This is a genomic window from Streptomyces sp. NPDC088794 (assembly GCF_044750545.1).
GTDB lineage: Bacteria > Actinomycetota > Actinomycetes > Streptomycetales > Streptomycetaceae > Streptomyces.
On the sequence record NZ_JBIVKB010000011.1, the window covers coordinates 89,781 to 115,065 of the forward strand.

Annotated in this window: 23 protein-coding genes and 1 pseudogene; 12 read left to right on the plus strand and 12 right to left on the minus strand. The window is 71.0% G+C overall.

From position 1 onward, the window contains the following. Window positions 1-10: 10 nt before the first annotated feature. A complete protein-coding gene (locus ACIP6U_RS28340) occupies window positions 11-1,072 on the minus strand; it encodes a glycoside hydrolase family 19 protein (RefSeq protein ID WP_401723876.1) in 1,062 nt (353 codons plus the stop codon). Window positions 1,073-1,345: 273 nt separating this feature from the next. Between ACIP6U_RS28340 and ACIP6U_RS28345 the strand changes: the two genes are divergently transcribed. Both ACIP6U_RS28345 and ACIP6U_RS28350 read left to right on the plus strand, forming a co-directional pair. After that, on the plus strand, window positions 1,346-1,855 hold the full coding sequence (locus ACIP6U_RS28345; RefSeq protein WP_401723309.1) for an SRPBCC family protein: 510 nt from the start codon (window positions 1,346-1,348) through the stop codon (window positions 1,853-1,855). After that, a complete protein-coding gene (locus tag ACIP6U_RS28350) occupies window positions 1,855-2,913 on the plus strand; it encodes an LLM class flavin-dependent oxidoreductase (RefSeq protein ID WP_401723312.1) in 1,059 nt (352 codons plus the stop codon). The genes ACIP6U_RS28345 and ACIP6U_RS28350 overlap by 1 nt, the downstream gene beginning before the upstream one ends. A 64-nt stretch (window positions 2,914-2,977) precedes the next feature. On the opposite strand, the gene ACIP6U_RS28355 is transcribed toward ACIP6U_RS28350, so the two are convergent. Then, the gene (locus ACIP6U_RS28355; RefSeq protein WP_401723878.1) at window positions 2,978-3,844 is read right to left on the minus strand and encodes an oxidoreductase; all 867 of its coding nucleotides are present in this window, start codon (window positions 3,842-3,844) and stop codon (window positions 2,978-2,980) included. Window positions 3,845-4,093: 249 nt separating this feature from the next. Here ACIP6U_RS28355 and ACIP6U_RS28360 point away from each other — a divergent pair, with 249 nt between their 5' ends. Genes ACIP6U_RS28360 through ACIP6U_RS28370 form a run of 3 tightly spaced genes read left to right on the plus strand, consistent with a single transcriptional unit; the run spans window position 4,094 to window position 6,405 of the window. Next, on the plus strand, window positions 4,094-4,822 hold the full coding sequence (locus ACIP6U_RS28360) for an SgcJ/EcaC family oxidoreductase (RefSeq protein WP_401723314.1): 729 nt from the start codon (window positions 4,094-4,096) through the stop codon (window positions 4,820-4,822). After that, window positions 4,819-5,097 carry a YciI family protein gene (locus ACIP6U_RS28365; RefSeq protein ID WP_401723315.1) on the plus strand — a complete coding sequence of 93 codons (279 nt, stop codon included), beginning with the start codon at window positions 4,819-4,821 and terminating at the stop codon, window positions 5,095-5,097. Before ACIP6U_RS28360 ends, ACIP6U_RS28365 begins: the two co-directional genes overlap by 4 nt. A 30-nt stretch (window positions 5,098-5,127) precedes the next feature. Then, window positions 5,128-6,405, plus strand: a complete 1,278-nt coding sequence (locus ACIP6U_RS28370; RefSeq protein ID WP_401723880.1) for an RNA polymerase sigma factor — start codon at window positions 5,128-5,130, stop codon at window positions 6,403-6,405. Between the two features lie 66 nt (window positions 6,406-6,471). Here ACIP6U_RS28370 and ACIP6U_RS28375 read toward each other — a convergent pair whose 3' ends face one another. The 8 genes and pseudogenes from ACIP6U_RS28375 to ACIP6U_RS28410 form a co-directional block, all read right to left on the minus strand. Next, complete coding sequence (locus ACIP6U_RS28375; protein WP_401723318.1) at window positions 6,472-7,251, minus strand: SDR family NAD(P)-dependent oxidoreductase; 780 nt, start codon at window positions 7,249-7,251, stop codon at window positions 6,472-6,474. 41 nt (window positions 7,252-7,292) lie between these two features. Then, window positions 7,293-8,324 carry a LysR family transcriptional regulator gene (locus tag ACIP6U_RS28380; RefSeq protein ID WP_401723320.1) on the minus strand — a complete coding sequence of 344 codons (1,032 nt, stop codon included), beginning with the start codon at window positions 8,322-8,324 and terminating at the stop codon, window positions 7,293-7,295. A 142-nt stretch (window positions 8,325-8,466) separates the two neighbouring features. Next, entirely contained in the window at window positions 8,467-9,423 is a 957-nt protein-coding gene (locus ACIP6U_RS28385; protein ID WP_401723321.1) for a fumarylacetoacetate hydrolase family protein, read from the minus strand. A gap of 4 nt (window positions 9,424-9,427) precedes the next feature. After that, the gene (locus tag ACIP6U_RS28390; RefSeq protein WP_401723324.1) at window positions 9,428-10,798 is read right to left on the minus strand and encodes an FAD-binding oxidoreductase; all 1,371 of its coding nucleotides are present in this window, start codon (window positions 10,796-10,798) and stop codon (window positions 9,428-9,430) included. Between the two features lie 2 nt (window positions 10,799-10,800). Beyond that, a complete protein-coding gene (locus ACIP6U_RS28395; protein WP_401723326.1) occupies window positions 10,801-11,769 on the minus strand; it encodes a cyclase family protein in 969 nt (322 codons plus the stop codon). Continuing rightward, window positions 11,766-12,773 carry an amidohydrolase family protein gene (locus ACIP6U_RS28400; RefSeq protein ID WP_401723329.1) on the minus strand — a complete coding sequence of 336 codons (1,008 nt, stop codon included), beginning with the start codon at window positions 12,771-12,773 and terminating at the stop codon, window positions 11,766-11,768. Before ACIP6U_RS28400 ends, ACIP6U_RS28395 begins: the two co-directional genes overlap by 4 nt. Beyond that, a pseudogene (locus tag ACIP6U_RS28405) lies at window positions 12,770-13,900 on the minus strand (FAD-dependent monooxygenase); the annotation flags it as partial. The gene ACIP6U_RS28400 and the pseudogene ACIP6U_RS28405, both read right to left, overlap by 4 nt. 28 nt (window positions 13,901-13,928) lie before the next feature. Beyond that, window positions 13,929-14,234, minus strand: a complete 306-nt coding sequence (locus tag ACIP6U_RS28410; RefSeq protein ID WP_401723332.1) for an antibiotic biosynthesis monooxygenase family protein — start codon at window positions 14,232-14,234, stop codon at window positions 13,929-13,931. Between the two features lie 227 nt (window positions 14,235-14,461). Between ACIP6U_RS28410 and ACIP6U_RS28415 the strand changes: the two genes are divergently transcribed. The 5 genes from ACIP6U_RS28415 to ACIP6U_RS28435 all read left to right on the plus strand — a co-directional run bounded on the left by ACIP6U_RS28415 (window position 14,462) and on the right by ACIP6U_RS28435 (window position 20,679). Continuing rightward, window positions 14,462-15,439 carry a fumarylacetoacetate hydrolase family protein gene (locus ACIP6U_RS28415; RefSeq protein ID WP_401723335.1) on the plus strand — a complete coding sequence of 326 codons (978 nt, stop codon included), beginning with the start codon at window positions 14,462-14,464 and terminating at the stop codon, window positions 15,437-15,439. Beyond that, window positions 15,436-16,371: a VOC family protein gene (locus tag ACIP6U_RS28420; protein WP_401723338.1), complete on the plus strand. Its 936-nt coding sequence runs from the start codon at window positions 15,436-15,438 to the stop codon at window positions 16,369-16,371. The genes ACIP6U_RS28415 and ACIP6U_RS28420 overlap by 4 nt, the downstream gene beginning before the upstream one ends. Window positions 16,372-16,400: 29 nt before the next feature. Further along, window positions 16,401-17,702 carry a histidinol dehydrogenase gene (hisD, locus tag ACIP6U_RS28425; protein WP_401723341.1) on the plus strand — a complete coding sequence of 434 codons (1,302 nt, stop codon included), beginning with the start codon at window positions 16,401-16,403 and terminating at the stop codon, window positions 17,700-17,702. Further along, window positions 17,699-18,469 carry an SDR family NAD(P)-dependent oxidoreductase gene (locus ACIP6U_RS28430; protein WP_401723343.1) on the plus strand — a complete coding sequence of 257 codons (771 nt, stop codon included), beginning with the start codon at window positions 17,699-17,701 and terminating at the stop codon, window positions 18,467-18,469. The genes hisD and ACIP6U_RS28430 overlap by 4 nt, the downstream gene beginning before the upstream one ends. A gap of 302 nt (window positions 18,470-18,771) precedes the next feature. Next, complete coding sequence (locus tag ACIP6U_RS28435) at window positions 18,772-20,679, plus strand: hypothetical protein (protein WP_401723346.1); 1,908 nt, start codon at window positions 18,772-18,774, stop codon at window positions 20,677-20,679. A 22-nt stretch (window positions 20,680-20,701) separates the two neighbouring features. Here the strand turns inward: ACIP6U_RS28435 and ACIP6U_RS28440 are convergent, their stop codons facing one another. Beyond that, complete coding sequence (locus ACIP6U_RS28440; RefSeq protein ID WP_401723349.1) at window positions 20,702-21,100, minus strand: nuclear transport factor 2 family protein; 399 nt, start codon at window positions 21,098-21,100, stop codon at window positions 20,702-20,704. A 101-nt stretch (window positions 21,101-21,201) separates the two neighbouring features. Between ACIP6U_RS28440 and ACIP6U_RS28445 the strand changes: the two genes are divergently transcribed. After that, on the plus strand, window positions 21,202-21,933 hold the full coding sequence (locus ACIP6U_RS28445) for a class I SAM-dependent methyltransferase (RefSeq protein ID WP_401723351.1): 732 nt from the start codon (window positions 21,202-21,204) through the stop codon (window positions 21,931-21,933). Between the two features lie 262 nt (window positions 21,934-22,195). Here the strand turns inward: ACIP6U_RS28445 and ACIP6U_RS28450 are convergent, their stop codons facing one another. Next, window positions 22,196-24,271: an ATP-binding protein gene (locus ACIP6U_RS28450; protein ID WP_401723354.1), complete on the minus strand. Its 2,076-nt coding sequence runs from the start codon at window positions 24,269-24,271 to the stop codon at window positions 22,196-22,198. 102 nt (window positions 24,272-24,373) lie between these two features. Here ACIP6U_RS28450 and ACIP6U_RS28455 point away from each other — a divergent pair, with 102 nt between their 5' ends. Next, window positions 24,374-25,267: an MEDS domain-containing protein gene (locus tag ACIP6U_RS28455; RefSeq protein WP_401723356.1), complete on the plus strand. Its 894-nt coding sequence runs from the start codon at window positions 24,374-24,376 to the stop codon at window positions 25,265-25,267. The last annotated feature ends 18 nt before the right edge of the window (window positions 25,268-25,285 follow it).

The window sequence follows — 25,285 nt, forward strand, 5'->3', positions numbered from 1 at the left end:
CGTACGAGCGTCAGCAGTAGAGGTTGCTGCCGGGGGTGACTCCGAGGACGGAGGTGATGCGGTTGTAGGCATCCACGCGGCTCTGGACCTGGGCGGGGTTGCGGCCGTCGCACTCAAGAGAGCCGTTGATGGAGCGGATGGTCTGGCCGAAGCCGGCGCCGTTGACCATCGCGTTGTGGGGCGTCATGGTCCCGGGGCCGGTCTGCGTGTTCCAGTACCAGAGGCCGGTCTTCCAGGCCACGGCCGAGTCGTTCTGCACCAGCCAGGGGTTGTTGAGAAGGTCGATGCCCAGGGCGTCGCCGGCTGCCTTGTAGTTGAAGTTCCAGGACAGCTGGATGGGGCCGCGTCCGTAGTAGGCGGCCTGTCCGGCGGGGCAGCCGTAGGGTTGGCCCGCGTCGCAGTAGTGGGGGTAGTTGGCGGTGTTCTGCTCAACGACGTAGACGAGGCCGCCGGTTTCGTGGCTGACGTTGGCGAGGAAGGCGGCGGCTTCCTGCTTCTTGGTGGTGTCCGAGCCGGTGTTCGCGAAGCCGGGGTAGGCCGACAGCGCCGCGGTCAGACCGCTGTAGCTGTAGAAGGAGTTGCGGCCGGGGAAGATCTGGTTGAACTGCGCCTCACTCACCACGAAGCCGGACGGGTTGGTACCGCCACCGCCACTGGCGGGCGCGCTCCACTTCTGGTTCGCCCCGCCCCCGCAGGTCCAGATCTGCAGGCGGGTGCCGTTGGCGGAGTTGTTGCCGCTGACGTCCAGGCACTTGTTGGCCTGCGGGTTGACGATGTCGTTGGCCGAACTGACGACCCACTGCTGCGCGGCGGAGCCGTTGCAGTCGTACAGCTGGACGGTCGTGCCGTCCGCGGTGCCGGCACTGGTCACGTCCAGACACTTGCCGAGGGCGCGCAGGGTGCCGTCGCCGGGGTTGGACCAGGTCTGGGCGGCGGTGCCGTTGCAGTCGTAGAGCTGGATGGCGGTGCCGTTGGCGGTGTTGGCGCCGGCGACGTCGACGCACTTGCCGGCCAGGCCGGTGATCCGGCCGTCCGCCGCGTGAGCGGGCATGACGGAGAACAACGTTGTCATCGTGGCGGTCAGCACGAAGGTGAGCACGAGCCAGACCAGAGATCTGCGTCTGGGCTGGACCATTCCGAAGGCGGGGGAGAGCATCGGATGTCGCTCCTTGGCGGTGAGTGGGGGGTTTGGGGTGAGTCCAGGGGGCACCACTGATGCGAACTGGTCCAGACCTTGGCAGGTCGGAATGGGTGCGTCAACACTTAAGGAAAGACGCGAAGTTGACGACTGGATATCGTGTCGGCATGCGGCAAAAGTCCTGCGACGGCGAGGAGGCCGACGGGCGTGAAGTGGACGGGTGCGCGCTACACCGACAAACCCACCGTCGAGGTGCGGACGTGGATCGACGCCCCGCCCGAGCGGGTGTGGGCGCTCGTGTCGGACGTCGGACGGATGCCGGGCCTGAGCGACGAACTCCAGTCGGTGGAATGGCTCGACGGCGCCACCACGCCGGCGGTCGGCGCCCGGTTCCTCGGCCGCAGCAGGCATGAGGCGCTCGGGGACTGGTCCACCACCTCGTACGTCATCGAGTACGAACCGGGCCGCGTCTTCGCGTGGGCGGTGGAGGATCCCGCGGATCCGTCCGCCGTCTGGCGCTTCCGCCTGCACGCGGGCGACGGGGGCACCGAGTTGTCGGAGTGGGTGCAGTTGGGGCCCGGTCCTTCCGGACTGTCCGTGGCCATCGGCCGGATGCCGGACAAGGAGGAGAAGATCGTGTTCGTACGGCTGCGGGAGTTCGAGCGGAACATGACGGCCACCCTGGAGCGGATCAAGCGGCTGGCGGAGACGGGCTGATGCGCACCGCGACCACCGTGGAGGCTTCCGGCGGCCGGCACTGGTCCGAGCAGACCGACTTCGTCGTGGAGGCCGAGAAACTCGGACTCGACGTCTGCTGGGTGGCCGAGGCCTGGGGTTCCGACGCCCCCTCCGCCCTCGGCTACTACGCCGCCCGCACCGAGCGGATGCTGCTGGGCTCCGGCGTCATCCAGATCGGCACCCGCACCCCGGTCGCCGTCGCGCAGACCGCGATCACGCTCTCCAACCTGTCCGGCGGACGCTTCCTGTTGGGCCTCGGGGCGTCAGGCCCCCAGGTCATGGAGGGACTGCACGGCGTCCCCTTCGCCCGGCCGCTGGCCCGGATGCGGGAGACCGTGGAGATCGTGCGCCGCGTCCTCGACGGCGGCAAACTCTCGTACGCCGGCACGGAGTTCCGTATCCCGCTGCCCGACGGCGACGCCGTCCCGATGCGCCTGTCGACCCGGGCCGAGCACGCCGTCCCCGTCTACCTCGCCGCCCTGTCACCGGCCATGCTCCGACTCACCGGCGAGGTCGCCGACGGCTGGCTCGGCACCAGTTTCGTGCCCGAGGGCGCCGCCGACGCCTACTTCGCGCCGCTCGACGAGGGGCTCGCCCGCGGTGGGCGCGAGCGGGCCGACCTCGACGTCTGCCAGGGCGCCGAGGTCGCCTTCGCCCCCGACGAGGACGCCCTCGGCGCGATGGTCGCCGGCCGCAAGAAGGAACTCGCGTTCAGCCTCGGCGGCATGGGCTCCGCCTCCACCAACTTCTACAACCGGGCCTACAGCCGCCAGGGTTGGGCCGAGGTCGCCGCCGAGGTGCGCGAGCGCTGGCAGGCCGGCGACCGGGACGGCGCGGCGGCCCTCGTCACCGACGAGATGGTCCTGGGCACCACGCTGATCGGCACCGAGGCGATGGTGCGACGCAGGCTGCGGGTGTGGCGGGACGCCGGGGTGGACACGGTACGGCTGTACCCGGCCGGGGAGACCCTGGACGCCCGGCTCGCCACGCTGGGCCGGGCGATCGAGCTGGTGCGGGAGGTCGGGGACGGGGCGTGATCGGGCATCGGTAGCCCACCAGAGTGCCCCGGGGGTCGGCTTGCCGATCGCGGTCGCCTCCCGATCACTTTCCGATCGCGTCCAGTTCCGCGATCGCGTCCGCCGGGAGCGTCAGCTCGGCCGCCGCCACGTTCTCGCGCAGGTGGTCGACCGAGGACGTACCCGGAATGAGGACGATCGCGGGCGAGTGCTGCAACAGCCAGGCCAGCGCGACCTGTTGGGAAGAAGCGTCGAGGCGGGCGGCGACCGAGTCGAGGGCGTCGTGCTGGAGCTGGGAGAAGCCGCCGAGCGGGAAGAAGGGGGCGTAGGCGATGTTGTCGGCCGCGCAGCGCTCGACGAGGTCGTCGTCCTTCCGGTTGGCCAGGTTGTAGAGGTTCTGCACGGTCACGACCGGGGCGATGGCCTGGGCCTCCGTGAGCTGGGCGACGGAGACGCCGCTCAGGCCCAAGTGTCGGACCAGTCCCTCCTGTTGGAGTTCCGCGAGGGCGCCGAACCTCTCGGCGATCGACTCGTCCCCGTCGCTCTCCACCGCCCCGAGCCGCAGGTTGACGGCGTCGAGGGCGTCGACGCCCAGCCGCCGCAGGTTGTCGTGCACCTGCGCCTTGAGCTGGTGCGGCTCCTGGGCCGGCAACCACGACCCCGTGCCGTCGCGGCGCGCGCCCACCTTGGTGACGATCCGCAGATCCGCCGGGTACGGGTGCAGCGCTTCCCTGATCAGCTCGTTGACGACGTAGGGGCCGTAGTAATCGCTGGTGTCGATGTGCGTGATGCCCAGCTCGACCGCCTCCCGCAGCACCGCCAGCGCCCGGTCGCGGTCCTTGGGCGGTCCGAACACGCCCGGCCCCGCCAGCTGCATCGCGCCGTAGCCCATACGGCTGAGGGTGAGGTCCGGGGCGAGGGTGATCGTTCCGCCGGGAGCTGAGGTGGCCATGGTGGCGCCCTTCGTGTGGTCGTCCGATGCGATCACCACTCTCCTACGGTCGCTGCCGGGTTGGCAGTACCTCCTGCTTCCTGGGAGCGCCGGTACCAGGAAGCAGGTACGAGGAACCGCCGCCAGGAGCCGGTGCCAGGAACGAGGCCGCGGACATCTCGTCCGGATTTTCTTCCGGCGAGGTGTCGATTCGCGTCGGTGCCGTTCGTCGGCGGGGTGTAGGAAGCAAGAGACGACCGGGAGGACCCCATGAAGTACATGCTGCTCGTCTGCGGCGACGACACCGCCGACGGCTCGGGAATGGCACCCGTCGAACCCTGGGTGGAGGAGCTGGGCGACCGCCGCGTACGGCTGCACGGCCACCGCCTCGCGAAGCCCGCCGAGGCCGTCACCGTGCGGGTCCGCGGCGGCGAGGTGCTGCGCACCGACGGGCCGTTCGCGGAGACGAAGGAGTACGTCGCCGGATTCGACGTGCTGGAGTGCGACAGCCTGGAGGAGGCGGTCCAGGCCGCGGCCCGGCATCCCGTGGCGACGATCGGGGCCATGGAGGTACGTCCGTTCTGGCCGATGGAGGGCGAGGAGGACGGCGAGACGCAGATCCGTCGCCTCGACGCCGAGCTGACCGAGGCGGCCCGCGAGCACGACGTCGAGCGGATGCTGGCCTGCTACGCACCGGACGTCACCGCCTTCCACCTCGCCGACGGCCGGGAACTGCACGGTCTGGACAGCTTCCGGAAGGTCGTGGAGGACTTCTTCGGGAGCGTGACCGGCCCGGTGAGGCGCGAGGTGCTGGACCTGCGCGTCCACGGGGACGAGAGCGTCGCCTTCGCCCATTCCCTCGTACGGATCCGAGCCACTCGTACGGACGGCGAGCCCCTCGACGATGTCCTTCGCGTCACCACGGGCTACCGCGACGCAGGTCTGCGCTGGCTGATCACCCACGAGCACGTGTCGCTCCAGGCCGGGGGACGACCGTGAAGTACGTCCTGTTCGTCTGCGCACCGGCGGACGACGAGGAACCCGTCCGGACGGCGGTCACCGCCCACCTCCGCCCGCCCTCCGACGCCACCACCGTGCGCGTTCGGGGTGACGAAGTCCTGCTGGACGACGGGCCGTTCGCCCGCACCGAGGAGTACGTCGCCGGCGTCGACCTGGTCGAGGCGGCCGACCTCGACGAGGCCATCGCGCTCGCCGCGCGGCACTCCGCGGCCGGCGGAGGCGGACCGGTCGAGGTACGGCCGGTGCGGGGGTGACCGACGGTGCCTGACGAGGAGCTGCCTGAGGTGGGGGCGCTCGAAGCGGACGTCGAGGAAGCCGTCGCCGTCGCCTTCCGCGCGGAGTGGGGCCAGGTGCTCGCCACCCTGATCCGGGTGACCGGCGACTGGGACCTCGCCGAGGAATGCGCGCAGGACGCCTTCGCCCAGGCCCTCGACCGGTGGCGGCGCGACGGCGTGCCGCGCCGCCCCGGCGCCTGGCTCACCACGACCGCCCGCAACCGCGCTCTCGACGTACTGCGCCGGGAGGCGGTCGGGGCGGCCAAACTGCGGGAGGTGGCGGTGCTGGCCGGCGACGAACCGTACGACGACAGAGACAGGGCCGGATCGCCGTACGAGGACGACGACGCGAGCGGCGTGCAGGACGACCGGCTGCGGCTGATCTTCACCTGCTGCCACCCCGCACTGCCCATCGAGGCGCGGGTCGCCCTGACCCTGCGCACCCTCGCGGGGCTGACCACCCCCGAGATCGCCCGCGCCTTCCTCGTGCCGGAGGCGACCATGGCGCAGCGTCTGGTGCGGGCCAAACGGAAGATCCGCAACGCCGGCATCCCCTACCGCGTACCGCCCGCGCACCTGTTGCCTGAGCGCACGGCGGGTGTCCTCGGTGTGCTCTACCTCCTCTTCAACGAGGGCTACACGGCCTCGTCCGGCGCGGAACTGGTCCGGCGGAACCTGTGCGCCGAGGCCATCCGGCTCGCCCGGGTCCTGGCCCGGCTCATGCCGGACGAACCCGAGGTGCTCGGCCTGCTCGCCCTCCTGCTGCTGCACGATTCCCGCCGGCACGCGCGCGTGGACGACACGGGCGAGCTGATGACCCTGGAGGACCAGGACCGCGGTGCCTGGGACCGCGCCGAGATCGACGAGGGCGCCGCCCTGGTGGAGACGGCACTGCGCCGGGGCAACCCGGGGCCGTACCAGATCCAGGCAGCCATCGCCGCGTGCCACACCACCGCCGGTAGGGCCGAGGAGACCGACTGGGCCGACATCGCCGCGCTCTACGGGGAGTTGGCCCGCTACGTGCCCTCCGCCGTGGTCCGCCTCAACCGCGCGGTGGCCGTCGGCATGACCGAGGGCCCGGAGGCGGGCCTCGCCCTGGTCTCGGAACTGGAGCAGGAGGGTGAACTGGCCGACTACCACCTGCTCCCGGCCACCCGCGCCGATCTGCTGCGCCGCGCCGGCCGCCTGAAGGAGGCGGCCGAGGCGTACCGGCAGGCGCTGGAGCTGGTGGAGAACGAGGCCGAGCGGAGGTTCCTGGAGAAGCGGCTCGCGGAGTGCGGGGCGTAGAAGCGGGACGCGGGGGTGGGCGCGGGTCGTAGGAGCCCTCCCTGGGAGTGCGGGTCGTCGGTAGTTCTACGGCGGTCGGGAACCGTCGAGCGCGTTCGTGACCGCCTTCACCCCGCCGTGCGCCGCGTAGCCCCCGTCGACGGTGATCTCCGCGCCGTTGACGTAGGACGCCTCCTCCGACAGCAGGTAGACGACCAGCGGGGCCACCTCGTCGACCGTGCCCGCCCGCCCCTGGGGTGTCATGGCCAGATGGGCCCGCACGAAGACCGGGTTGGCGCTCGCCATCAGCGGGGTCTCGATGTACCCGGGGTGGATCACGTTCGTACGGATACCGCGTGGCGCCAGCTCCAGCGCCGCCACCTTCGACAGGCCCCGCAGCGCCCACTTGCTGGCCGTGTACGCGACCGCGTGGTGGGCCGTGAGCCCCGCGACCGAGCCGACGTTGACGATGGAGGAGCCGGCCGGCATCAGGGGGGTCAGGGCCTGGATGCCGAGCAGGGCGCCCGTCGTGTTGACCGCGAACGCCCGGTTCCAGTCGGCGAGTTGGACCTCGCCGAGACGGGCCCGCATCGGGATGCCCGCGTTGTTGACGAGGCCGTGCACGACCGTGAGGTCGGCCGCGAGCGCCGTCCAGTCCCTCGGCGCCGACACGTCCAGGTGCCGGTAGCGCACATCGAGGCCGTCGGCGCGCAGGGCCGCGGCGAGCTTCTCGCCGGGCTCGTCCAGGACGTCGGTCGCGACCACCGACGCGCCCTCGCGAGCGGCCGCGGTCACCTCCGCGGCGCCTTGGCCCTGCGCGGCTCCGGTGACGACGACGGTTCGGCCTGCCAGACGCGTACGGCTCACGGCTCCTCCACGGGGTGGGTGCGGGATGTCTCCCGCCCACGCTAGGAAGCCGCGGACAGCTCCGGAAACGCGTGTTCGGCATGGCTGGCATCCACGGCCGTGATCTCGTCGCGGTCGGCATCGGCGGTCGTGATCCGGTCGCCCTCGGCGTCAGCGGCCGCGGTCCCGTCCTGCCCGAGCGAGGCGCCGACCTTGCGCACGGTCTCGCGCAGCCAGCGATGGGCGGGGTCGGAGTGCCGGTTGTGGTGCCAGTACATGGCCTCCACCAGCGGTACGTCCGGGAACGGCGTCGGTACGACGGCACAGCGCGCGAAGCCCTCGTAGCGCCGGGCGAGCCGCTCGGGCACCAGCGCGACCAGATCCGTGCCGCCGACCAGGAACGGCAGCACGTTGAAGCCGGGCGTGCTGACCTGCACCTTCGGAGTGATGCCGAGGGTCTCCAGCTGGCGTTCGGCGGGCGTGAGTTTGCCGATGGCGCACGCGGCGTGCGGCATCTCCGCCAGGTCGCGCAGCGCGAGCCGCCCGTCCGTCAGCCGGGGGTTGTCCGGGTCGACCAGACAGACGAACCGGTCGTGCATCACGGTCTCGCTGACCCCCGGCAGCTGGTAGCCGAGGGGCACGATCATCAGGTCGTGACAGCGCAGATGCGTCTCGTTCTCCAACTGCCCGTCCACGATGGGGTGGAAGTCGATACGGACCCCGGGCGCCTCCTGGGCGATGACGCGCAGCATAGGCTCGACGAAGACCGTCATCACGTAGTCGGACATCACCACCGAGAAGCGCTGCCGGCTGCGCCGCGGGTCGAAGTGCCGGGTCAGCGAGAGCGCCTCCTCGGCCTTGTGCAGCGAGGCCTGCACCACCGGGAGCAGCCGCTCGGCCAGTGGCGTCAGCTCGTACTCCCGGCCGACCCGCACCAGCAGCTCGTCGTTGAAGTGTCTGCGCAGCCGGGCCAGCGAGCCGCTCATCGCGGACTGGCTGGTGGACAGCCGCACGCCCGCGTGCGTGACGTTCTTCTCCTCCAGAAGGGCTTCCAGTGCCACCAGAAGATTCAGGTCGATCGCTCCGAGACCCATGGAGTTCCTTCCGGCCGCGTCGTTGAAGCTCGGTGGAACCGGAGCGTAACGACCGGACTCCGGCCGAGGAAGATGCCGGGACGGAACTCACAGCGATCCGATAAGAGCCATCGCGCCGACGGATATCACCAGGTCAGTGCCGCTACGGCCGTGGGGTGCGGCCGCGTTTGCGGGCCCGGGGGAGATACGCGTCCGTGCGCCCCGGCACGATCCGGTTCGATACGGTGCCCAGCCGCTCGACGCTCAGCGTCACCGTGTCGCCCGGCGCGAGCGGTGGCGGCGTGCGCTCCCCGAGCCGGCCCCAGAACTCCGCCAACGCACCCCAGCCGCACGTGCCCGACCCGAGGACGTCCCCAGGCCGTACCCAGGCGTCCCGGGCGGCGTAGGCGACCATCTCCTCGAAGGTCCAGGACATGTTGGCCAGGGTGTCCCGGCCGATCAGCTCCCCGTTGAGGGTGGCCGTCATCTCCAGGTCGAGGAAGCCGTCGGCGTCCCGCCGGTCCGCCACCTCGTCGGCGGTGACCAGGTACGGGCCAAGGGTGTTCGCGAAGTCCTTGCCCTTGGAGAAGCCGAGACCGAGGTTCTTCTCGGGCTTCTGCAGATCGCGTGCCGACCAGTCGTTGAAGACCAGGTAGCCGGCGATGTGCTCGCGCGCCCGCTCGGGTGTGAGGTCCCGCCCCGCGCGCCCGATAACGGCCCCCACCTCCAGCTCGAAGTCGAGCACCGAGCAGCCCGCCGGGACGGGTACGTCGTCGTGGGCGCCGTAGGCCGCGTGCGGGTTGGTGAAGTAGAAGTTCGGCGCCCGGTACCACTCCTCGGGCACGTGCTCCAGGCCGTCCAGGGACTTCGAGACGCCTTCGATGTGCGCCTCGAAGCCGACGAAGTCACGGATGGCGGGCGGCTTCAGCGGCGGCAGCAGCCGTATCTGATCCACCGTCAACTCACTGGGCTCACGCAGGGCTTCGGCGCCGGACGCGTGCAGCATCTCCTGCTCAAGGAGGGTGAGGACCGTGACCCCCTCGGGCAACGGATGGACCACTCCGTCCCGGACCGCGCCGGCGCGCTCCACACCCTCGTACTCGTATGTCGCGAAACGCATGGCCTCACTGCTCCCAGTGGTTGGTGTTGGTGACGGCCCCGGCGCTCAGATAGCCCGCGAACAGGCCCTCGGGGTCACGGACGGCCTGGATCTTCCGCAGCCGCCGCCACTGTTCGTCGCCCATGAACCTCAACTGCCGGACGGTGAAGTCGGAATCGCCGAGGTACTGGCCGACGGTCACCGGCCGCATCGCCGTCATCGCGTCGTCCAGCCAGGCCCGCAACTCCCCGTCGCGCTCGGGCTCGTCGTGGACGACATAGGTGGCGCAGTAGATCTCCGACTGCAACGAGAAGGCCATGTCGGGCAGTTCGCGCAGCGGAGCCATGGAGAACCAGATGGTGAAGGTCTGCCGGGTGGGATGCTCGGTGAACGCCTTGCGGATCGCCGGCACGACCTCCTCGGCCGGCCCGGTCAGCCAGGCGTTGTCGACCAGGTATCGGTGGCCCTCCGGGTTGGCAGTGCGCTGACCGGCCAACTGCTCGGCGAGTATGGTCGGTTGGGCCTCCACGCGGAACAGGGCCCGATCGGCGTACGGATTCGCGTGCAGCGGCGCGAGCGCCTCGGCGGCCTGCTCCGGGGTGTCGGTCATCGAGACGCCGGTGACGAGCAGGACCGGTTCGTCGCGGTCAGGTGGGGTCTGGGTGAGGGCGACGATCTCCACCAGGTCGGAGACCGTGTGGTGCATGCCGTGCAGCCAGGTCATGACTTCGTCGAAGAGGTCGAGCGGGTAGGCGTGCACGGTGTGGCCGAGGTGCCTCGGCAGCGGGCGGGTGCGCAGGTGGAAGCGGGTGACGACACCGAAGAAGCCGGGGCCCGCGCCGCGCGCCGCCCAGAACAGGTCGCTGTTGGTCGTCCCGTCCGCGCGCACCAGCTCGCCCGCGGCGGTGACGACGTCGAGCGCCACGATGTGCTCCGCCGCCCAGCCCCATCCGCGCGCGTTCCAGCCCTGCCCGCCCTGGAGCAGGAAGCCCCCGATGCCGACGGAGGGGCAGTGCCCGCCGTTGAAGAAGCGCCCGAACTGGCCCAGGTACGGGTTGAGTTCGTCGCCGCCCTTGACGCTGGGGGTGGCCGTCACGATCCCGGTGTCCGGGTCGTACGTCAACTCACGGAAGTCGCCGAGGTCGATCAGCAGCGCGTCCTGGCGCACCGACCAGGCGGCCCAACTGTGCCCGCCGGAGCGGACGGCGACCTGCCAGCCGCGCTGCAGGGCCAGGCGTACGCCCTCGACGACGTCCTCCTCCGAGGCCGCGCGCAGCACGGCGGCGGGCCACCGGTCCGTCGGCCGACGGGCGTTGAAGACCCGCCCGACGCAGGCCTCCTCGAAGTCGGCGTCACCGGGCAGGTGCAGGGTGCCGGAGAACCTGTTCATGCCCACGCTCACTTCACCGCGATGGGGTTGACCGGCGCGCCCACCGCCCCGGTCACCGGCAGAGGGGCGGCGACCAGCAGGAACTCGTACACGCCGTCCGCCGCGCAGTCCTCGGCGAGCGCCTCCAGGTTCCACATCTCGCCCAGCGGCAGGCCCATGTTGGGGATGGCGATCTGGTGCAGTGGGGACATCGCGGGTTCGGCGAACTCGTACGGCCGCACCTCAAGTCCCCACGTGTCGGAGGCGATCGCCGCGATCTCCGTGCGGTGCAGCCAGCCGAGCGTGGAGAAGGAGAGGCCGGGCGCGTCACCGGCCGCGTAGGTGCCCCACTCACCCAACCGGCGTACCCGGCCGAGCTGTCCGGTGCGCACGAGGACGAGATCACCGTGGCGGACCGTCGAGGTGGCGCCCTGTGCGTCGATCGTGGCGCGCAGGTGTTCCTCCAGGATCGGGAAACCGTCGGGGAGTTCACCGTGCTCGTCGCCGACCGCGCGGCCCACGTCCAGCAGGACCCCACGCCCGGTGAAGGCGTCCCGCATGTGCTCGATGCCGGTGACGGAGTCGCCATTGCCGTCGACGATCGTGCACGGACGGCCGTTCCAGGCCTGCTTGTTGTCATAGATGTGCCCGAGCCCGTCCCACTGGGTGGAGGCCTGCAACGGCATCACGACATGGTCGTCCGCCCCGCCGAACCCGTGCGGGAAGCCCTGAGTGCCGGCCGCCGCGTCGGAACCGGTGTCCCTCATGTAGTGCACCGGGTTGATCCGGCCGCGGAACCCGCGCTGCGGACCCGACTCGTTGAACTCCAGGGCCAGGGAGAAGGACCGCCCGCGCCGGACCAGCCCGGCCGCGTGGGCGCGGATCGCGTCGTCGATGAAGTTGAGCGTGCCCAGCACGTCGTCCTCGCCCCAGCGGCCCCAATTGCGGTAGCCGGAGCGGGCCTTGGCGAGCTCTTCCTCAATCGGGCCCAAGGTCATCGGGTACGTCCTTTCAGCAGCAGGTCGAGGGCGTTGCCCCCGGCGACGGCGGCCCGGTCGGCCGGAGCGAGCCCGGCCGCGTCCAGCCGGGCCACCGGGTCGTCGACACCCATGTCGAATGGGTGGTCCGTGCCGAGGACGACCCGGTCCGCACCCACCTCTGCCACGAGCCGGCGCAGCGCGCCCGGCGTGTACACCAGGGCGTCGAACCACATCCGCCGCAGATAGGAGCTGGGCGACTCGGCGCAGCCGCGCGCGTCCTGGCGTACTTGCCAGGCGTGATCCGAACGGCCGATGTACGTCGGCAGATAGCCGCCGCCGTGCGCCGCTACCACCTTCAGGCGCGGGAAGCGGTCGAGGACACCGGTGAAGATGAGATGCGAGAGCGCGACCGTCGTCTCCACCGGCTGACCGACCGTGTTTCCCAGGTAGTTGGTCGCCAGACGCTCACCGAGGGAACAGCCCCAGGGGTGGATGAAGACGACCGCGCCCAGTTCTTCGGCCCGCTGCCACACCACGTCGTGCGCGGGGTCGGCGAGTTCGCGGCCGTCGACCGTGGTGGAGACGCTGATGCCGTACAGACCGTGGTCGTGGACCGCTTCGTCCAGCAACGCGACCGTCAGGTCAGGATGTTGGAGCGGGACCGTGCCCAGGCCGTACAGCCGCTCGGGCGCGGTGGCGCAGTGCGCGGCCACGGCCGCGTTGACGGTCCGGGCGAGCCGGATCGCGAGGTCCGCGTCCGCCCAGTAGTGGTGCATCGGCATCGGGCCGACCACCTGCATGTCGACGCCCATCGCGTCGAGGTCCGCGAGGCGGGTGGAGACATCCGTCAACCTGGTTGCCAGTCGCTGGAGTTGGTCGCGGTTGACGGCCAGGGACGCGGGGGAGTGGGCGCGCTGCTCGGCCGTCAGTTCGGCGGCGAGACCCGGGGTGCCCGCGACCAGGGCGTCGGCGGCGGGCACGGCGAGGTGGCCGTGGAAGTCGACCACGGGCGAGCTGTTCATGCCGCCGCCGTCAGGTTGTCCAGCGTCTCCGACATGATCCGGGCCGGGTCGGCGCCGGGCGTGCCGGGGTAGATCTCCCAGTCGGCGAGCTGGAGGGAGTTCTCCAGGACCATCCGCACCCGGGGCAGCCGCCGGTCCATGAAGCGGTCCAGTGCCCTGTCCGTCGGCTCGTCCGCCGTCACCAGCTCCGCGAGCAGCACCGCGTCCTCCATGCACATCGCCGCGCCCTGCGCGATCAGCGGCGGACAGGCGTGCGCGGCGTCGCCGATGACCATCGCGCGGCCCCGGTGCCAGGGCTCCTCGACGAGAATCGCCTCGATCCAGCGGTAGTCGACCGCCGTGTCCTCGGGCAGCGAGGCGAGGATCTTCCCCCAGGTGCCGCCGTACCCGGCGCCGCGTTCGCGCAGCAGGTCGAGCGGGGCGCGGGGGCCGATCAGGGAGGTGTCGAGGTTCTCGTCGAGGAGGTAGGCATAGCACTGATCGGGGGAGATCGGGCTGTAGCCGGCCTTGAAGCGGGGGCCGCCGTAGTAGACCTCGGCGCAGTCCATCTCGGCGGGGCGCTCGGCGACGACCCGGAAGATCGACATGCCGACGGGACGGGGCTTCGCGTCGATGCCGATCAGGGCGCGCATCGCCGAGTTGATGCCGTCGGCGCCCACGACGAGGTCGTAGCGGCCGCTCGAACCGTCCGTGAAGACCACGTCCACGTGGTCGGGCGATGGGTCGAGCCGTTCCACGCTCAGCCCGAGACGCACCCGTACCCCGTGCGCGCGCACCGCGTCGCACAGCGCGTCCTGCAGATCCGAGCGCAACGCGCCCGCCGTGGAGGGCAGTTCGGGCCCGCCGGTGTGCGGGGTGTGCAACTCGGTGAGCAGCCCGCCGTCGGCACGGCGCAGCCGCATGATGTCGAAGGGCACCGCCCGGGCCAGCACCCGATCCAACACCCCGACCGCACGCAGCGCCTTGAGCGCATTGCCCTGAATGGTGATGCCATGGCCCACACCGAGCCACCGCGGCGAGATCTCGACGAGCTCCACCTCGACGCCCCGCTGGGCGAGCGCGAGGCACAGCACGCTTCCGGTGATGCCGCCGCCGACGACGAGCACCTTTTGTACGGGCATGGGCGATCCTTGCGAACGTAGACAGAGGTGGGGGTCAGCCCGAGAAGCGGGCGCCGAGCTCGTGGAAGTGCTCGACGGTCGGCGGCTCGGCGAAGAACGGTCCGACCAGGGCCCGCCAGCGTCCGAAGGCCTCGGACTTCCGGAAGCCGTCCGTGTGCGCCTCGACGGACTCCCAGCCGACCAGCAGCAGGAAGGTCCGCGGTCGCTCGTGGCAGCGCAGCAACTGCGCCCAGCGGAAGCCGCCGGCCTCGGCGAGCACCTCGCGTGCCTTGCCGAAAACCTCCTCGAACTCCGTCTCCCGGCCGTCCTCGACCGTCAGCTCGGCATGCTCGACCACCACGGCGTTCTCCTCGGTTCGGGGTGGCTCCGAGCCTGATCGGCGGTCCGTACGGGGTCAACGGATCGAGGCATCGGCAAGGGGGACGTCATCCATCCCGCACGGCGATGGAGGCGCAGTTCAGGCCCGGGGCCGGCCGGTGATGGCAGGCATCGCGGATCGCCATTTCCGCCGGGTCCCCGGGCTGCCTAGCGTCGAGGGCGAGCCCCTACCCGTACGAGGAGAGCGCCGTGTCCGATCCACTGCCCACCCATGCCGGTCCCTTCGCGCTCGGTACGTTCGCCGATCAACTCGCTGATCAAGGGGACGGATTCCCCGGGCTCGTCACGGGCTCCCGCGTACGCGACCTCTCCGACCACGTGCCGTCCGTCCGCGCGCTCGTCGAGGACTGGGACGACTGGCTGCCCCGGCTGCACGAACTCGCCCAAGCCGCCGCAGGCACCTGGCACGAACTGGCCGATCTCCATGTCCTCGCTCCCGTCGAACCCGGCCAGATCCTGCAGAGCGGCGCCAACTACCGCAAGCACGTGGTCGATCTGGTCGCCGCCGAGAAGGAGAGCGTGCACGGCGCCACCCCCGAAGAGGCCCGCGCGGACGCCGAGCGGATGATGGACGAGCGGATCCGGAGCGGTGTGCCGTACGTCTTCCTCGGCTCGCCGCGCGCGATCTCCGGTCCCTACGACGACATCGTGCTCCCCGCGTTCGGCGAACAGCACGACTGGGAACTCGAACTCGCCCTCGTCATAGGGAAGTCGGGCAAGAACATCCCGGCCGCGGAGGCTCTGGAGTACGTCGCCGGGTACACGATCTCGAACGACCTCACCACCCGCGACCGCCTCTACCGGCCCGATCTCAAGGCCATCGGCACGGACTGGTTCACCGCCAAGAACGCGGACACCTTTCTGCCGACCGGCCCGTTCCTCGTCCCGGCCGCCTTCGTCGGGGACCCGAATGATCTCCGGATCACCCTGCGCCACAACGGAGTTGTCCGGCAGGACGAGTCCACCAAGGACATGATCTTCGACATCCCGCGCCTGATCGCGTACGTGTCCACGACCACCACCCTGCGTCCCGGCGACCTGCTGCTGACCGGATCCCCGGCCGGCAACGGCGCCCACTGGGGCGTCTTTCTGAAGCCGGGGGACGTACTCGACGCGGAGATCACCGGTCTGGGCTCGCAGCGCAACACCGTCAGGAGTCACGCATGAGCTACCAGCCGATCACCCATCTGCGCCATGTCGACCTGGCCGTACCGGACTTCGAACGGCAGCGCGCCTTCTACGCCACCACTTGGGGCCTGACCGAGGTGGCGAACGACAGTGGGCTCGCCTTCTTTGCCGCCGAGGGCAGCCCTGAGCAGTACATCGTGCGGATCCGCGCGGACGAGCGGAAGCGGATGGACCTGGTGGCCTTCGGTGCCGACTCTCCGGCCGCTGTGGACGAACTGGCTGTACGGCTCGGGCGGGCCGGTATCCAACTCGTTCACGAACCACGGGCGTTGGACACCCCGGGCGGCGGCTACGGACTCCGTTTCTTCGACCCGGACGGGCGTGTCGTCGAAGTGTCGGCCGAGGTCTCCACCCGCACGCACCGGAGGATCGAGGAGCGCGAGGCCATCCCCGTACGGCTCTCGCACTGCGTGGTCAACTCCCAGGACCCGGAGGGGCTGCGGGACTTCTACGTCGAGCACCTCGGCTTCCGGCTCACCGACACCCTCTACTCCACGCACATGGGCGACCTCATGTACTTCCTGCGGTGCAGCCCCCTCCACCACTCCTTCGCCATCGCGCGTGGGCCTCATGTCTCCCTGCACCACGCCTCGTTCGAGATGCGCGGCGTCGAGGAGTACATGCGCGGCACGGGACGGGCGCTGCGCGCGGGGACACGTCTCACCTGGGGCCCCGGCCGGCATCTCGCGGGCGACAACACCTTCTCGTACTTCCACGACCCGCACGGCAACACGGTGGAGTACACCACCGAACTCGCCGTCCTCGAGGAGGACCTGTGGCACCCCGGCCGGCACGACGTGGACGACCCGGTCACCCAGGACCAGTGGGGCACCGCCGACCCGATGAGCGAGTCGGTCGCCAAGGAGCAGTTCAACGACCCCGACGTGCTCTTCGAAGCGCCGCCGGTCTGACCCGAAGCAATCATGGAGAGGCGGTAGTTGTGGCAGAGGTGTTGAAGCACGCCGTACCCAAGGGCGAGGTGACCGCAGCCCTCGACCAGGTGCGTTCGACCGTGGCCGGTGTCATCGCCGACATCCGCGAGCGCGGTGACGAGGCCGTACGCGCGTACTCCGAGAAGTTCGACCGGTGGAGCCCCGACTCCTTCCGGCTGAGCGAGGAGGAGGTCGAGAAGATCGTCGCGTCGGTGCCGCAGCAGGTCATCGACGACATCAGGTTCGTGCAGGAGCAGGTCCGCGCCTTCGCCGGTCATCAGCTGGACTCCTTGCGGGAGTTCGAGGTGGAGACGCTGCCCGGTGTGCGGCTCGGACAGAAGCACATCCCCGTGCAGGCTGCCGGTGCGTACATCCCCGGCGGGCGGTACCCGCTCACCGCCTCCGCCCACATGACCGTCGTCACCGCGAAGGTCGCGGGCGTACCGCGCGTGGTCGCCTGTACGCCGCCCATCCACGGTGAGATCCCGGCCGCCACCGTCGCCGCCATGCACCTCGCGGGGGCGGACGAGATCTGGCTGTTGGGCGGGGTCCAGGCGGTCGCGGCGATGGCCGTCGGCACCGGCTCGATGCGGCCCGTCAACCTGATCGCCGGGCCCGGCAACGCCTACGTCGCCGAGGCGAAGCGGCAGCTCTTCGGCGAGATCGGCATCGACCTGTTCGCCGGGCCGACCGAGATCCTGGTGCTGGCCGACGAGTACGCGGACCCCTTCGTCTGCGCCGTCGACCTGCTCTCCCAGGCCGAACACGGCCCGGACTCGCCGGCCGTGCTGATCACCACCTCACGTGAGGTCGCCGAGCGGACCATCGCCGAGGTCGAACGGCTGCTGCCCGGCATGCCGACCCGCGACTTCGCGGAACCGGCCTGGCGCGACCACGGCCAGGTGCACCTCGTGGAGACGATCGACGAACTGTTCACGCTCGCCGACGAGTTCGCCTTCGAGCACGTGGAGGTGCTCACCGCCGAACCGCGGCTCGCCCTGGAGCGGATGACCCAGTACGGCGCCCTGTTCCTCGGTGAGGGCACCTGCGTCTCCTTCGGGGACAAGGTCATCGGCACCAACCACGTGCTGCCGACCCGGGGTGCCGCCCGCTACACAGGCGGCCTCTGGGTGGGGAAGTACCTCAAGACGGTGACGTACCAAGAGGTCACCGACACCGCATCGCAGGCCCTGCTCGGACGGCTCTGCGGGCGGGCCGCCCGCGTCGAGCTGTTCGAGGGACACGCGCGCTCCGGCGACGTACGGGCCGCGCGGGCCGCCGGTGACGAACTGCCGTGGAACACCGCATGACCCTGCGCGGGCGCACGGCCCTTGTCACCGGCGGAGGCGGACCGCTGGGACGGGCGTTCGCCCTGGCCCTGGTCAAAAAAGGCGCCCGGGTCATCCTCGTGGGGCGCGGCGAACAGAACCTCGCCGACGCCGCGGCCCGCGTGGTCAAGGAGGGCGGTGAGGCCCGTACGGCGGTGTGCGACGTCGCCGATGAGGCGGCCGTCACTCGACTCGCCGCCGAACTCGCTGACAAGGACGTGTCGTTGCTCGTCAACAACGCGGGCGTCGCCGGGCCGGTGCGCCCCCTCGTCGACGTAGAACCCGACGAGTGGGACGGCGTCTTCGCGGTCAACGTCCGTGGCGTCTACCTCATGTGCCGGGCCTTTCTGCCGCCGATGATCGCGGCAAGCCGCGGTGACGTCGTCAACGTCGCCTCGGTGAGCGGAAAGCGACCGCTCCTCAACCGCACCCCGTACACCGCTTCCAAGATGGCGCTGCTCGGCCTCACCCGGACGCTCGCCGGTGAGGTCGGCCCGCAGGGCGTCGCGGTCAACTCCCTTTCCCCGGGTCCCGTTCGCGGGCCCCGTATGGACCGCAACTTCCGACTCACCGCCGAACTGACCGGCCGCACGGTCGAGGAGGCCGAACACGACTTCGCCTCCCGCGCCGCCCTCGGCCGGCTCGTCGAGGAGGACGAGGTGGCCCGTGCACTGGTCGCGATGCTCGGCATGCCCGGGCTGTGCGGAGCCGACATCGACCTGTCGGCGGGGATGATCGCGCCCGCGTGACCGAGGACGGAACGGCGAGGTGGGCGGCGTACAGGCCGCTCGCCGCACCGGCATGCCCGCCCCCGATCCGCCCTCCGATCAAGTCCTGTGACCACATTGTGTGATGGCCATGAAGCGAGCCGCCCGATCCGAGGCATCGGGTTCCGGGATGCGTCGGCGAAGCGCCTATTCCCTTCCGTACAGGGCTGATTCACTCCTTCGTGCGCACCTCAGGTGCCCGCTCCGAGCCGTTGCCGCCGTGGACTGGACGGCCGGTTCGTCACACTGCGCAACGGCGCACTCGATCCCTGGGAAGGCATGCAATGACGCTGATCACCCGACGCTCGGTCCTGATCGCAGGCACCGCCACGGCCGGCGCGCTCCTGGTCCCGGTCAACTCCGCCACCGCCACCGCCTCGACGAAGACGTCCGGCAAGCAGATATCCGTCGGCTCCGGAGAGACGTACGAACTGGCCGCGACCACCCAGGTGAGCCGGCTGACGATCGCCGCGGGCGGGAAGATCGTCGCCCCGGACGGCCACAGTCTGTCCCTGACCGTCGACGGCGTCGAGACCGGCCAACTGCTCACCGAGACCGGCGGCACCGCCACCCTCGTCCAGACCGGGACCTACCGGGGCGATGTCGTCCTCACCGTGGCCGCTGCGAACGAGGTGACGTACGAGACGCTCACCTTCCCCTTCCGGCAGGCGGTCTACGTCGACGCGGACGGGGTCGTTCGCGACAAGTCCGTTCTCGCTGCCGTGCTCGGCGGCAGGCTCACCGACACCCTCGCCCGGGGCGTGTCGATCACCTCGACCGGCGAGTGCTTCGACGGCGTGTACGTGCGGGACGCGGCCTACACGCTGGACCGGCCGACGATCTCCCTGACCGGCAACGGCCGCAGCGACTTCGCCGGTTACGGCGCCGCCGTGGTCGGCGACGGCTCGGCCACCAAGCTGGTCCTGGACGGAGCCCGTATCACCAACAAGGGCGTCGTCCGCACCGGCGTCATCTCCGACGACGGCGCGAACGTCATCGTCAAGAACTCCTCCGTCCGCTGCCGCAACGGCGTCCTGCCCGCCGACTACCAAGCCACCGTCGAGACCCCGTACATGGAGTCGGTGCCCTGGATGCTCGGCCTCGACGGCAACGTCCGCGCCACCAACCTGATCGGCGCGAACAGCACCGCCACCTATCTCAACTCGACCGTGTTCTCGGAGACCTGGGGCGCCCTGTCGGTCGAGGGCGGCAGTGGCCTCAAGCTCACCGCGGTCAACAGCCACGTAGGCAACACGGGGGAGTACGGCTACGGCACCTACGCCATCGGCGACGCCACCGTCCGCGTCCTCGGCTCCCGCCTCGACGTCGGCAGCTACGCGACGATCATCGCGGGCCCGGCGGCGGTGGTGCACTACGGGGACAGCACCCGTGAGGCATTGGCCGCGCTGAACACCGAACTGGAACTCGGGCTGTCCAATGCGGAGTTGAAGGCGCTGCCGGTCCGCAGCACGGTCGTGAACTCGGGCCACTTCGGCTACATGTTCTTCGGCACGGGCACGCTCACCCTGGACGGCGGCACGGTCGTCAACTCCGAGCGGGCCACCTTTCTCAACAAGGGCCAGCAGACCACCATCACGGTCGACGGCTCGAAGGGCGCCCGACTCAACCCACGCGACGGTGTCATCCTCCAGATGATCGAGCTGGACGACCCGGGCCCGGTGCCGGTCGACGGCAAGATGATGAACATCGGCGTCTACACCGAGCCCACCGACGACCCGACGAAGGACACCACCTTCGACGTCACCGCCGTCCACACCACCGACGGGGCCGCCACCTTCACCGCCATCGCGCTCAAGGGCGACTTCTACAACGGCATGCGCAAGGGCAAGAACATGGTCCTCACCTTCGAGGACGCCACCGTCGAGGGCGTCATCTCGGCGACGAAGGCCAAGCACCGCGTCTCCAGCATCGACGCCTCCACCTTCTACGAGCTGGGCATCGTCACCAACACCGCGCAGGCCGCCGTCAACAACGGCGCGGTCGTCCGGCTGAACAGCGGCTCCCGGTGGACCGTCACCGGCACCTCGTACCTGACAGCGCTCACCCTCGCCGCCGACGCCACCGTACGGGCGCCGCGCGGAAAGACGGTGACGATGACCGTCGACGGCACCACGACCGCGATCACCCCCGGCACGAGCCACACCGGTGCCATCACCCTCACCGTCGCGTAAGGGCGGGCGGAGGCGCGGCCGTTCAGACGGACCGCGCCTCCGCCTCCTTGGCGATCTGCTCGAACTGGGCGCCCATGGCGGCCGCGAGGGCCTGCACACCCGACAACGGGCGCACCATGACCGTGAGTTCGTCGATCAGGCCGTTCTCGTCGACGTGGATGAAGTCGCAGCCGGTCAGCTCCCGGTCGCCGACCCGGGCCGCGAAGACCAGGGCGTGGTCGCGGCCGTCGGCGCCGGCGAGCTCGTTCTCGTAGCGGAAGTCCTCGAAGACCCGGCTGACCGCGCGCAGGATCGCCGCGGTGATCGCCTTGCCCGGGTACGGCTTGAAGACCGCCGGGCTGGTGAAGACGACGTCCTCGGCCAGCAGTGCCTCGACGGCGTCCAGGTCGCCCGCCTCGACCGCCTCGCGGAACGCGCGCATCGGATCACCTCATAGTCAATTTGTTGAGTAGATGTGGATGAGAGTAATGAGCCGTTGTTGCGGTGTCCACCGGCGCGGCCCGTTCACCTAGGCTGATCCGCATGTTCAGCCCCGAGGGACCCAGCCTCCGTGAACTCGCCGTCCAGGCGCTGTCCTCCGTCGAACGCGGGTACGACCTGCTCGCCCCGAAGTTCGACCACACGCCGTTCCGGACCCCGGACTCCGTGCTGGACGCGGTCGCGGCGGCACTGAAGCGGACAGGTTCCTACGACACCGGACTCGACCTGTGCTGCGGCACGGGGGCGGGGATGGAGGTGCTGGCGTCGGTGTGCCGGCAGAGCATCACCGGGGTCGACTTCAGCGGTGGGATGCTGGACGTGGCGCGCAAGGACCTGCACGGCATCGGCGTCCCGGAGGTGAACTGGGTGCGCGCGGACGCCCGTGCGCTGCCCTTCCGTGCCGGCTCCTTCGGTGTGGTGGTGAGCTTCGGGGCGTTCGGGCACTTCCTGCCCTCGGAGCTGCCGGGTCTGTTCGCGCAGGTCCACTCCGCGCTGCGGCCGGGCGGCTGCTTCGCGTTCCCCGTGCTGGCCCCGCCCCGGCCCACCTCGCCGGTGTTCTGGATGCTGCTCGGGTTCGACGGCGTGATGCGGGTGCGCAACGCCGTCTGGCGCCCGCCGTTCGTCATGTACTACCGCGCCTTCCGGCTCGGCGAGGTACGGCGGGAACTGGAGCGCGCCGGATTCGCCGTGGACCTGCACGCGCTCCCGGAGTTCGGCGAACGGAGCGACGGCAGCCCCCGCGTACGGATGGTGGCGGCCCGGAAGCTGCCGTAGAGCGTCCCGTCCGCCGGAGTCCGGGTGGAGCGTCGGTCGGAGGTCAGGTCCGGGGCCGGTCGGAGGTGCCGGTCGGCAGGGCGGTCAGGGCGCCGGAGTCCAGGCGGGATGCCGGTCCGAGGCCGGCCAGTGGCCAGGTCCGGCGCCGGTCACAGGTCCGGGTCAGCAGGGGGTCCCGCTCGCCGGAGTCCAGGCGGAGCGCCGGCCGGAGGCCGGTCGAGGGCCAGGTCCGAGGTCGGTCGGTGCTCCGGTCCAAGTCCCGTCAGAGATCCAGCTCGACCGGCACCCCGCCCAGCGCCAGCGCGACCCCCGCCTCCGGGGTCAACTCCCCGCCCTCGCGCACCGCTTCGCCGAACCGGGCATGGCCGAGGGCGGCACGCAGTCGGCGCTCGTACTCGCGGTGGAAGACCGTCCGGTCGGGTCGGCCGAGCTGGGGCAGGCCCGCCGTGACCCACAGGCGCCGGCTGACGCCGAGCAGACGCGCGGCCAGTTCCGCCTCGCCCCGCGTGGCCTGCGCGGCGACCAGCAGGTCGGCGACCGCGGCGGCGCCGATCCGGTCGTGGACGCGCCACTTGGCGGTCAGGGCCGCGCGCGCCGACAGCAGCGCCTCGTCCGCGTGACCGAGACCGATCCCGGCCAGTGCGACGAAGAAGTCGCCCCACGCCCGCATCCAGAGCTCACCGCGCTTGGCGCAGTCCGCGCGCAACCGCTCGGCGACCGCCGCGCACCGCTCGAACGCGGCCTGGCCGGCCAGCAGATACGCCTGTAGGGCGAGCGTCAGCAGCTGGAAGAACTCGGCCCCGCCGTCCCCCGCGGGTGCCTGGCCGACGGCCCCGTACAGCACCGCCGACCGCGCCGACTCGCCCCGCACGGCCAGGCTCGCCCCCGTCAACGGCAGCGCGGGCACCGGCAGTCGACGTTCCTCCGCGAGCCAGACGTACGCGGCGCTCACCGACTCGGCGGCCTCCAGGTCGTCCGGTACGACGGTGACCAGCCGGTGCGCCCAGACCGCGAGGGTGTGGTCGGGCCCGCCGGACTCGGGCGCGCGGTCCAGCGCCCGCTCCAAATAGCCGCGGCCCTCCTCGGTGAAGCCGCAGGCGAACCAGAAGAACCAGAGGGAGCCGGTGAGTTCGAGCGCCGTCTCGGGTTCCGGCGCGGTCAGGCACTCCTCCACCGCGAGCCGCAGATTGGCGTGTTCCGAGGTCAGCCGCTCGGCCCACATCCGCTGGCCGGGCCCGAGCCACTCCGCCTCGCCCTGCCGGGCGATCCACCGGAAGTAGTCCCGGTGTCTGCGCCGCACCGCGTCCTGTTCGCCCAGGCCGGTCAGCCACTCGGCGCCGAACGAGCGGACCGTGTCCAGCATCCGGTAGCGCGTGCCCACCGCCTCGCCGTCCCGCGTGACGATGGACTTCTCGGTGAGCGAGGCCAGCAGGGCGAGGATCTCCTCGGCGTCCAACGGGCCGCCGTGGCACACGAATTCGGCCGCCTCGACGTCCCAGCCACCGGCGAACACCGACAGCCGCGCCCACAGCAACCGCTCCAGCGGGGTGCACAGTTCATGGCTCCAGCCGATCGCGGTGCGCAGTGTCTGATGCCGGGCCAGCCGTGGCCGCGCGGGCGAGACGAGCAGGTCGAACCGGGAGTCCAGGCCCTCCAGCAGACGGTCTAGCGGAAAGCCGCGCAGCCGCACCGCGGCCAGTTCCAGGGCCAGCGGTATCCCGTCCAGGCGGGCGCAGACCGCGGCCACGCCCGCCCGGTTGGCCTCGGTGAGCGCGAACGACGGGACCGCGGCCGCCGCCCGGGCCGCGAACAGCGCCACCGCGTCGTCCCGCTCACCGAGCGGCAACGGAGCCACCGCCAGCAACTGCTCCCCGGGCAGCCCCAGCGGCTGACGACTGGTGGCCAGCACCCGCAACTCCGGCACGCTCGCAAGGAGTTCGTTTACCACCCGCGCACACTCCTCCAGTACGTGCTCGCAGGTGTCGAGGACGAGCAGCAACGGCGCGCCCGTGAGCTGTTCCGCGACCGCTTCGAGGAGCGGGCGCAGGGTCTGCTCGGTCAGTCGGGTGGCCTGGGCCACGGCATTGGTCAGCAGGTCCGGGTCCCGCAGCTCGGACAGCTCCACCAGCCACACCCCGCCCGGGAAGCCGGCCCGCGCCGCATGCGCGGCCCGCAGCGCAAGCCGCGACTTGCCCACCCCGCCCGGTCCCGTCAGTGTCACCAGCCGCGTGCTCCCCAACAGCCCCGCGATCTCGGCGAGTTCACCCCGACGGCCGATGAACGCGTTCGCCTCGGCGGGAAGGTTGCCGGTCCTGCCGCCCTGCACCGAGGCCGCCATGGTCCCCCCTCACCCAGCCGAACGCCGACACCATAACCCCTCACGGAAGGCCTGATCCCGGCGTAGCGTGGAAGCGGTCCGCCCACCGAGGGAGGTGTGGGGATGACCGTCGTACCGGCCCTGAGAACCGTGGGACAGATGCGCCAGGGAGACCATCTGCTCCTGGGTTACGACACGGACGAGGAGCGCGACACCGTACTCGCCGCCTTCCTTCTCGACGGCCTGGCCAGCGGCCATCGAGGGCTCGTCCTGCCACCCGCCGACATCCCCGCCGGCGTCGCCCTGTCCTTCCTGGAGGCGCACGGTTGCCGGGTGGACGAGGAGATCGCCACCGGCCGGCTCTGCGTCGACCCCCAACTGGCCGTCCCGGAGGGGCTGTGGGACCTCGACGAGGCGATCCGCCGTGAGGCGCGTCGCGCGGTCGGCGACGGCTTCCTCGGGCTGCGCGTGTGCACCGAGGTGCTGCGTGCCCAGGCCGGGAAGGGCCTGAAGACCCTGCACGACAGCGAGTTGCTGCTGGACCCCGTGTTCGCCTCGCTGCCGGTGCTCGGCATCTGCCAGTACGACCGCCGGCTGTTCGACGAGGCCGAGCTGGTGCCGATCGCCGGACTGCATCACGGCCGGGTCGGCGCCGACGCCGTGTGGCGCGACGAACTCCTTACGATCACCCGCACTTTCGCACCCCCGGGCCTCGCCCTCGCCGGAGAGGTCGACGAGACCAACGTCACCGCCGTCGCCCGTGCCCTGCACGCCGAGACGGCCCGCGCCCGCGCCCGCACGGCCGGAGGCGCGTGCATCCGACTCGACCTGCGCGAACTGCACTTCATCGACGTGGGCGCGCTGCGCCTGCTGGTCTTCACTGCGCTGGGCCTGTACGCGTCCGACGGCACCCTCGTGCTGACCGGCGTCGCCCCGCACGTGCGGCGGGTGATGCGGGTGGCCGGCTGGGACCGGGTGCCGGGACTGCGCTTCGAGCTCCCGGACGAGCTGCCATGACCCGCCTCTCCCGCCGCC

Excerpts from the sequence above, each read along its gene's own strand:
- ACIP6U_RS28340 (WP_401723876.1), bottom strand. The coding sequence starts at position 1,072 with ATGACAACGTTGTTCTCCGTCATGCCCGCTCACGCGGCGGACGGCCGG.
- ACIP6U_RS28350 (WP_401723312.1), top strand. The coding sequence starts at position 1,855 with ATGCGCACCGCGACCACCGTGGAGGCTTCCGGCGGCCGGCACTGGTCC.
- ACIP6U_RS28355 (WP_401723878.1), bottom strand. The coding sequence starts at position 3,844 with ATGGCCACCTCAGCTCCCGGCGGAACGATCACCCTCGCCCCGGACCTC.
- ACIP6U_RS28360 (WP_401723314.1), top strand. The coding sequence starts at position 4,094 with ATGAAGTACATGCTGCTCGTCTGCGGCGACGACACCGCCGACGGCTCG.
- ACIP6U_RS28380 (WP_401723320.1), bottom strand. The coding sequence starts at position 8,324 with ATGGGTCTCGGAGCGATCGACCTGAATCTTCTGGTGGCACTGGAAGCC.
- ACIP6U_RS28385 (WP_401723321.1), bottom strand. The coding sequence starts at position 9,423 with ATGCGTTTCGCGACATACGAGTACGAGGGTGTGGAGCGCGCCGGCGCG.
- ACIP6U_RS28395 (WP_401723326.1), bottom strand. The coding sequence starts at position 11,769 with ATGACCTTGGGCCCGATTGAGGAAGAGCTCGCCAAGGCCCGCTCCGGC.
- ACIP6U_RS28400 (WP_401723329.1), bottom strand. The coding sequence starts at position 12,773 with ATGAACAGCTCGCCCGTGGTCGACTTCCACGGCCACCTCGCCGTGCCC.
- ACIP6U_RS28420 (WP_401723338.1), top strand. The coding sequence starts at position 15,436 with ATGAGCTACCAGCCGATCACCCATCTGCGCCATGTCGACCTGGCCGTA.
- ACIP6U_RS28430 (WP_401723343.1), top strand. The coding sequence starts at position 17,699 with ATGACCCTGCGCGGGCGCACGGCCCTTGTCACCGGCGGAGGCGGACCG.
- ACIP6U_RS28435 (WP_401723346.1), top strand. The coding sequence starts at position 18,772 with ATGACGCTGATCACCCGACGCTCGGTCCTGATCGCAGGCACCGCCACG.
- ACIP6U_RS28440 (WP_401723349.1), bottom strand. The coding sequence starts at position 21,100 with ATGCGCGCGTTCCGCGAGGCGGTCGAGGCGGGCGACCTGGACGCCGTC.
- ACIP6U_RS28445 (WP_401723351.1), top strand. The coding sequence starts at position 21,202 with ATGTTCAGCCCCGAGGGACCCAGCCTCCGTGAACTCGCCGTCCAGGCG.
- ACIP6U_RS28450 (WP_401723354.1), bottom strand. The coding sequence starts at position 24,271 with ATGGCGGCCTCGGTGCAGGGCGGCAGGACCGGCAACCTTCCCGCCGAG.
- ACIP6U_RS28455 (WP_401723356.1), top strand. The coding sequence starts at position 24,374 with ATGACCGTCGTACCGGCCCTGAGAACCGTGGGACAGATGCGCCAGGGA.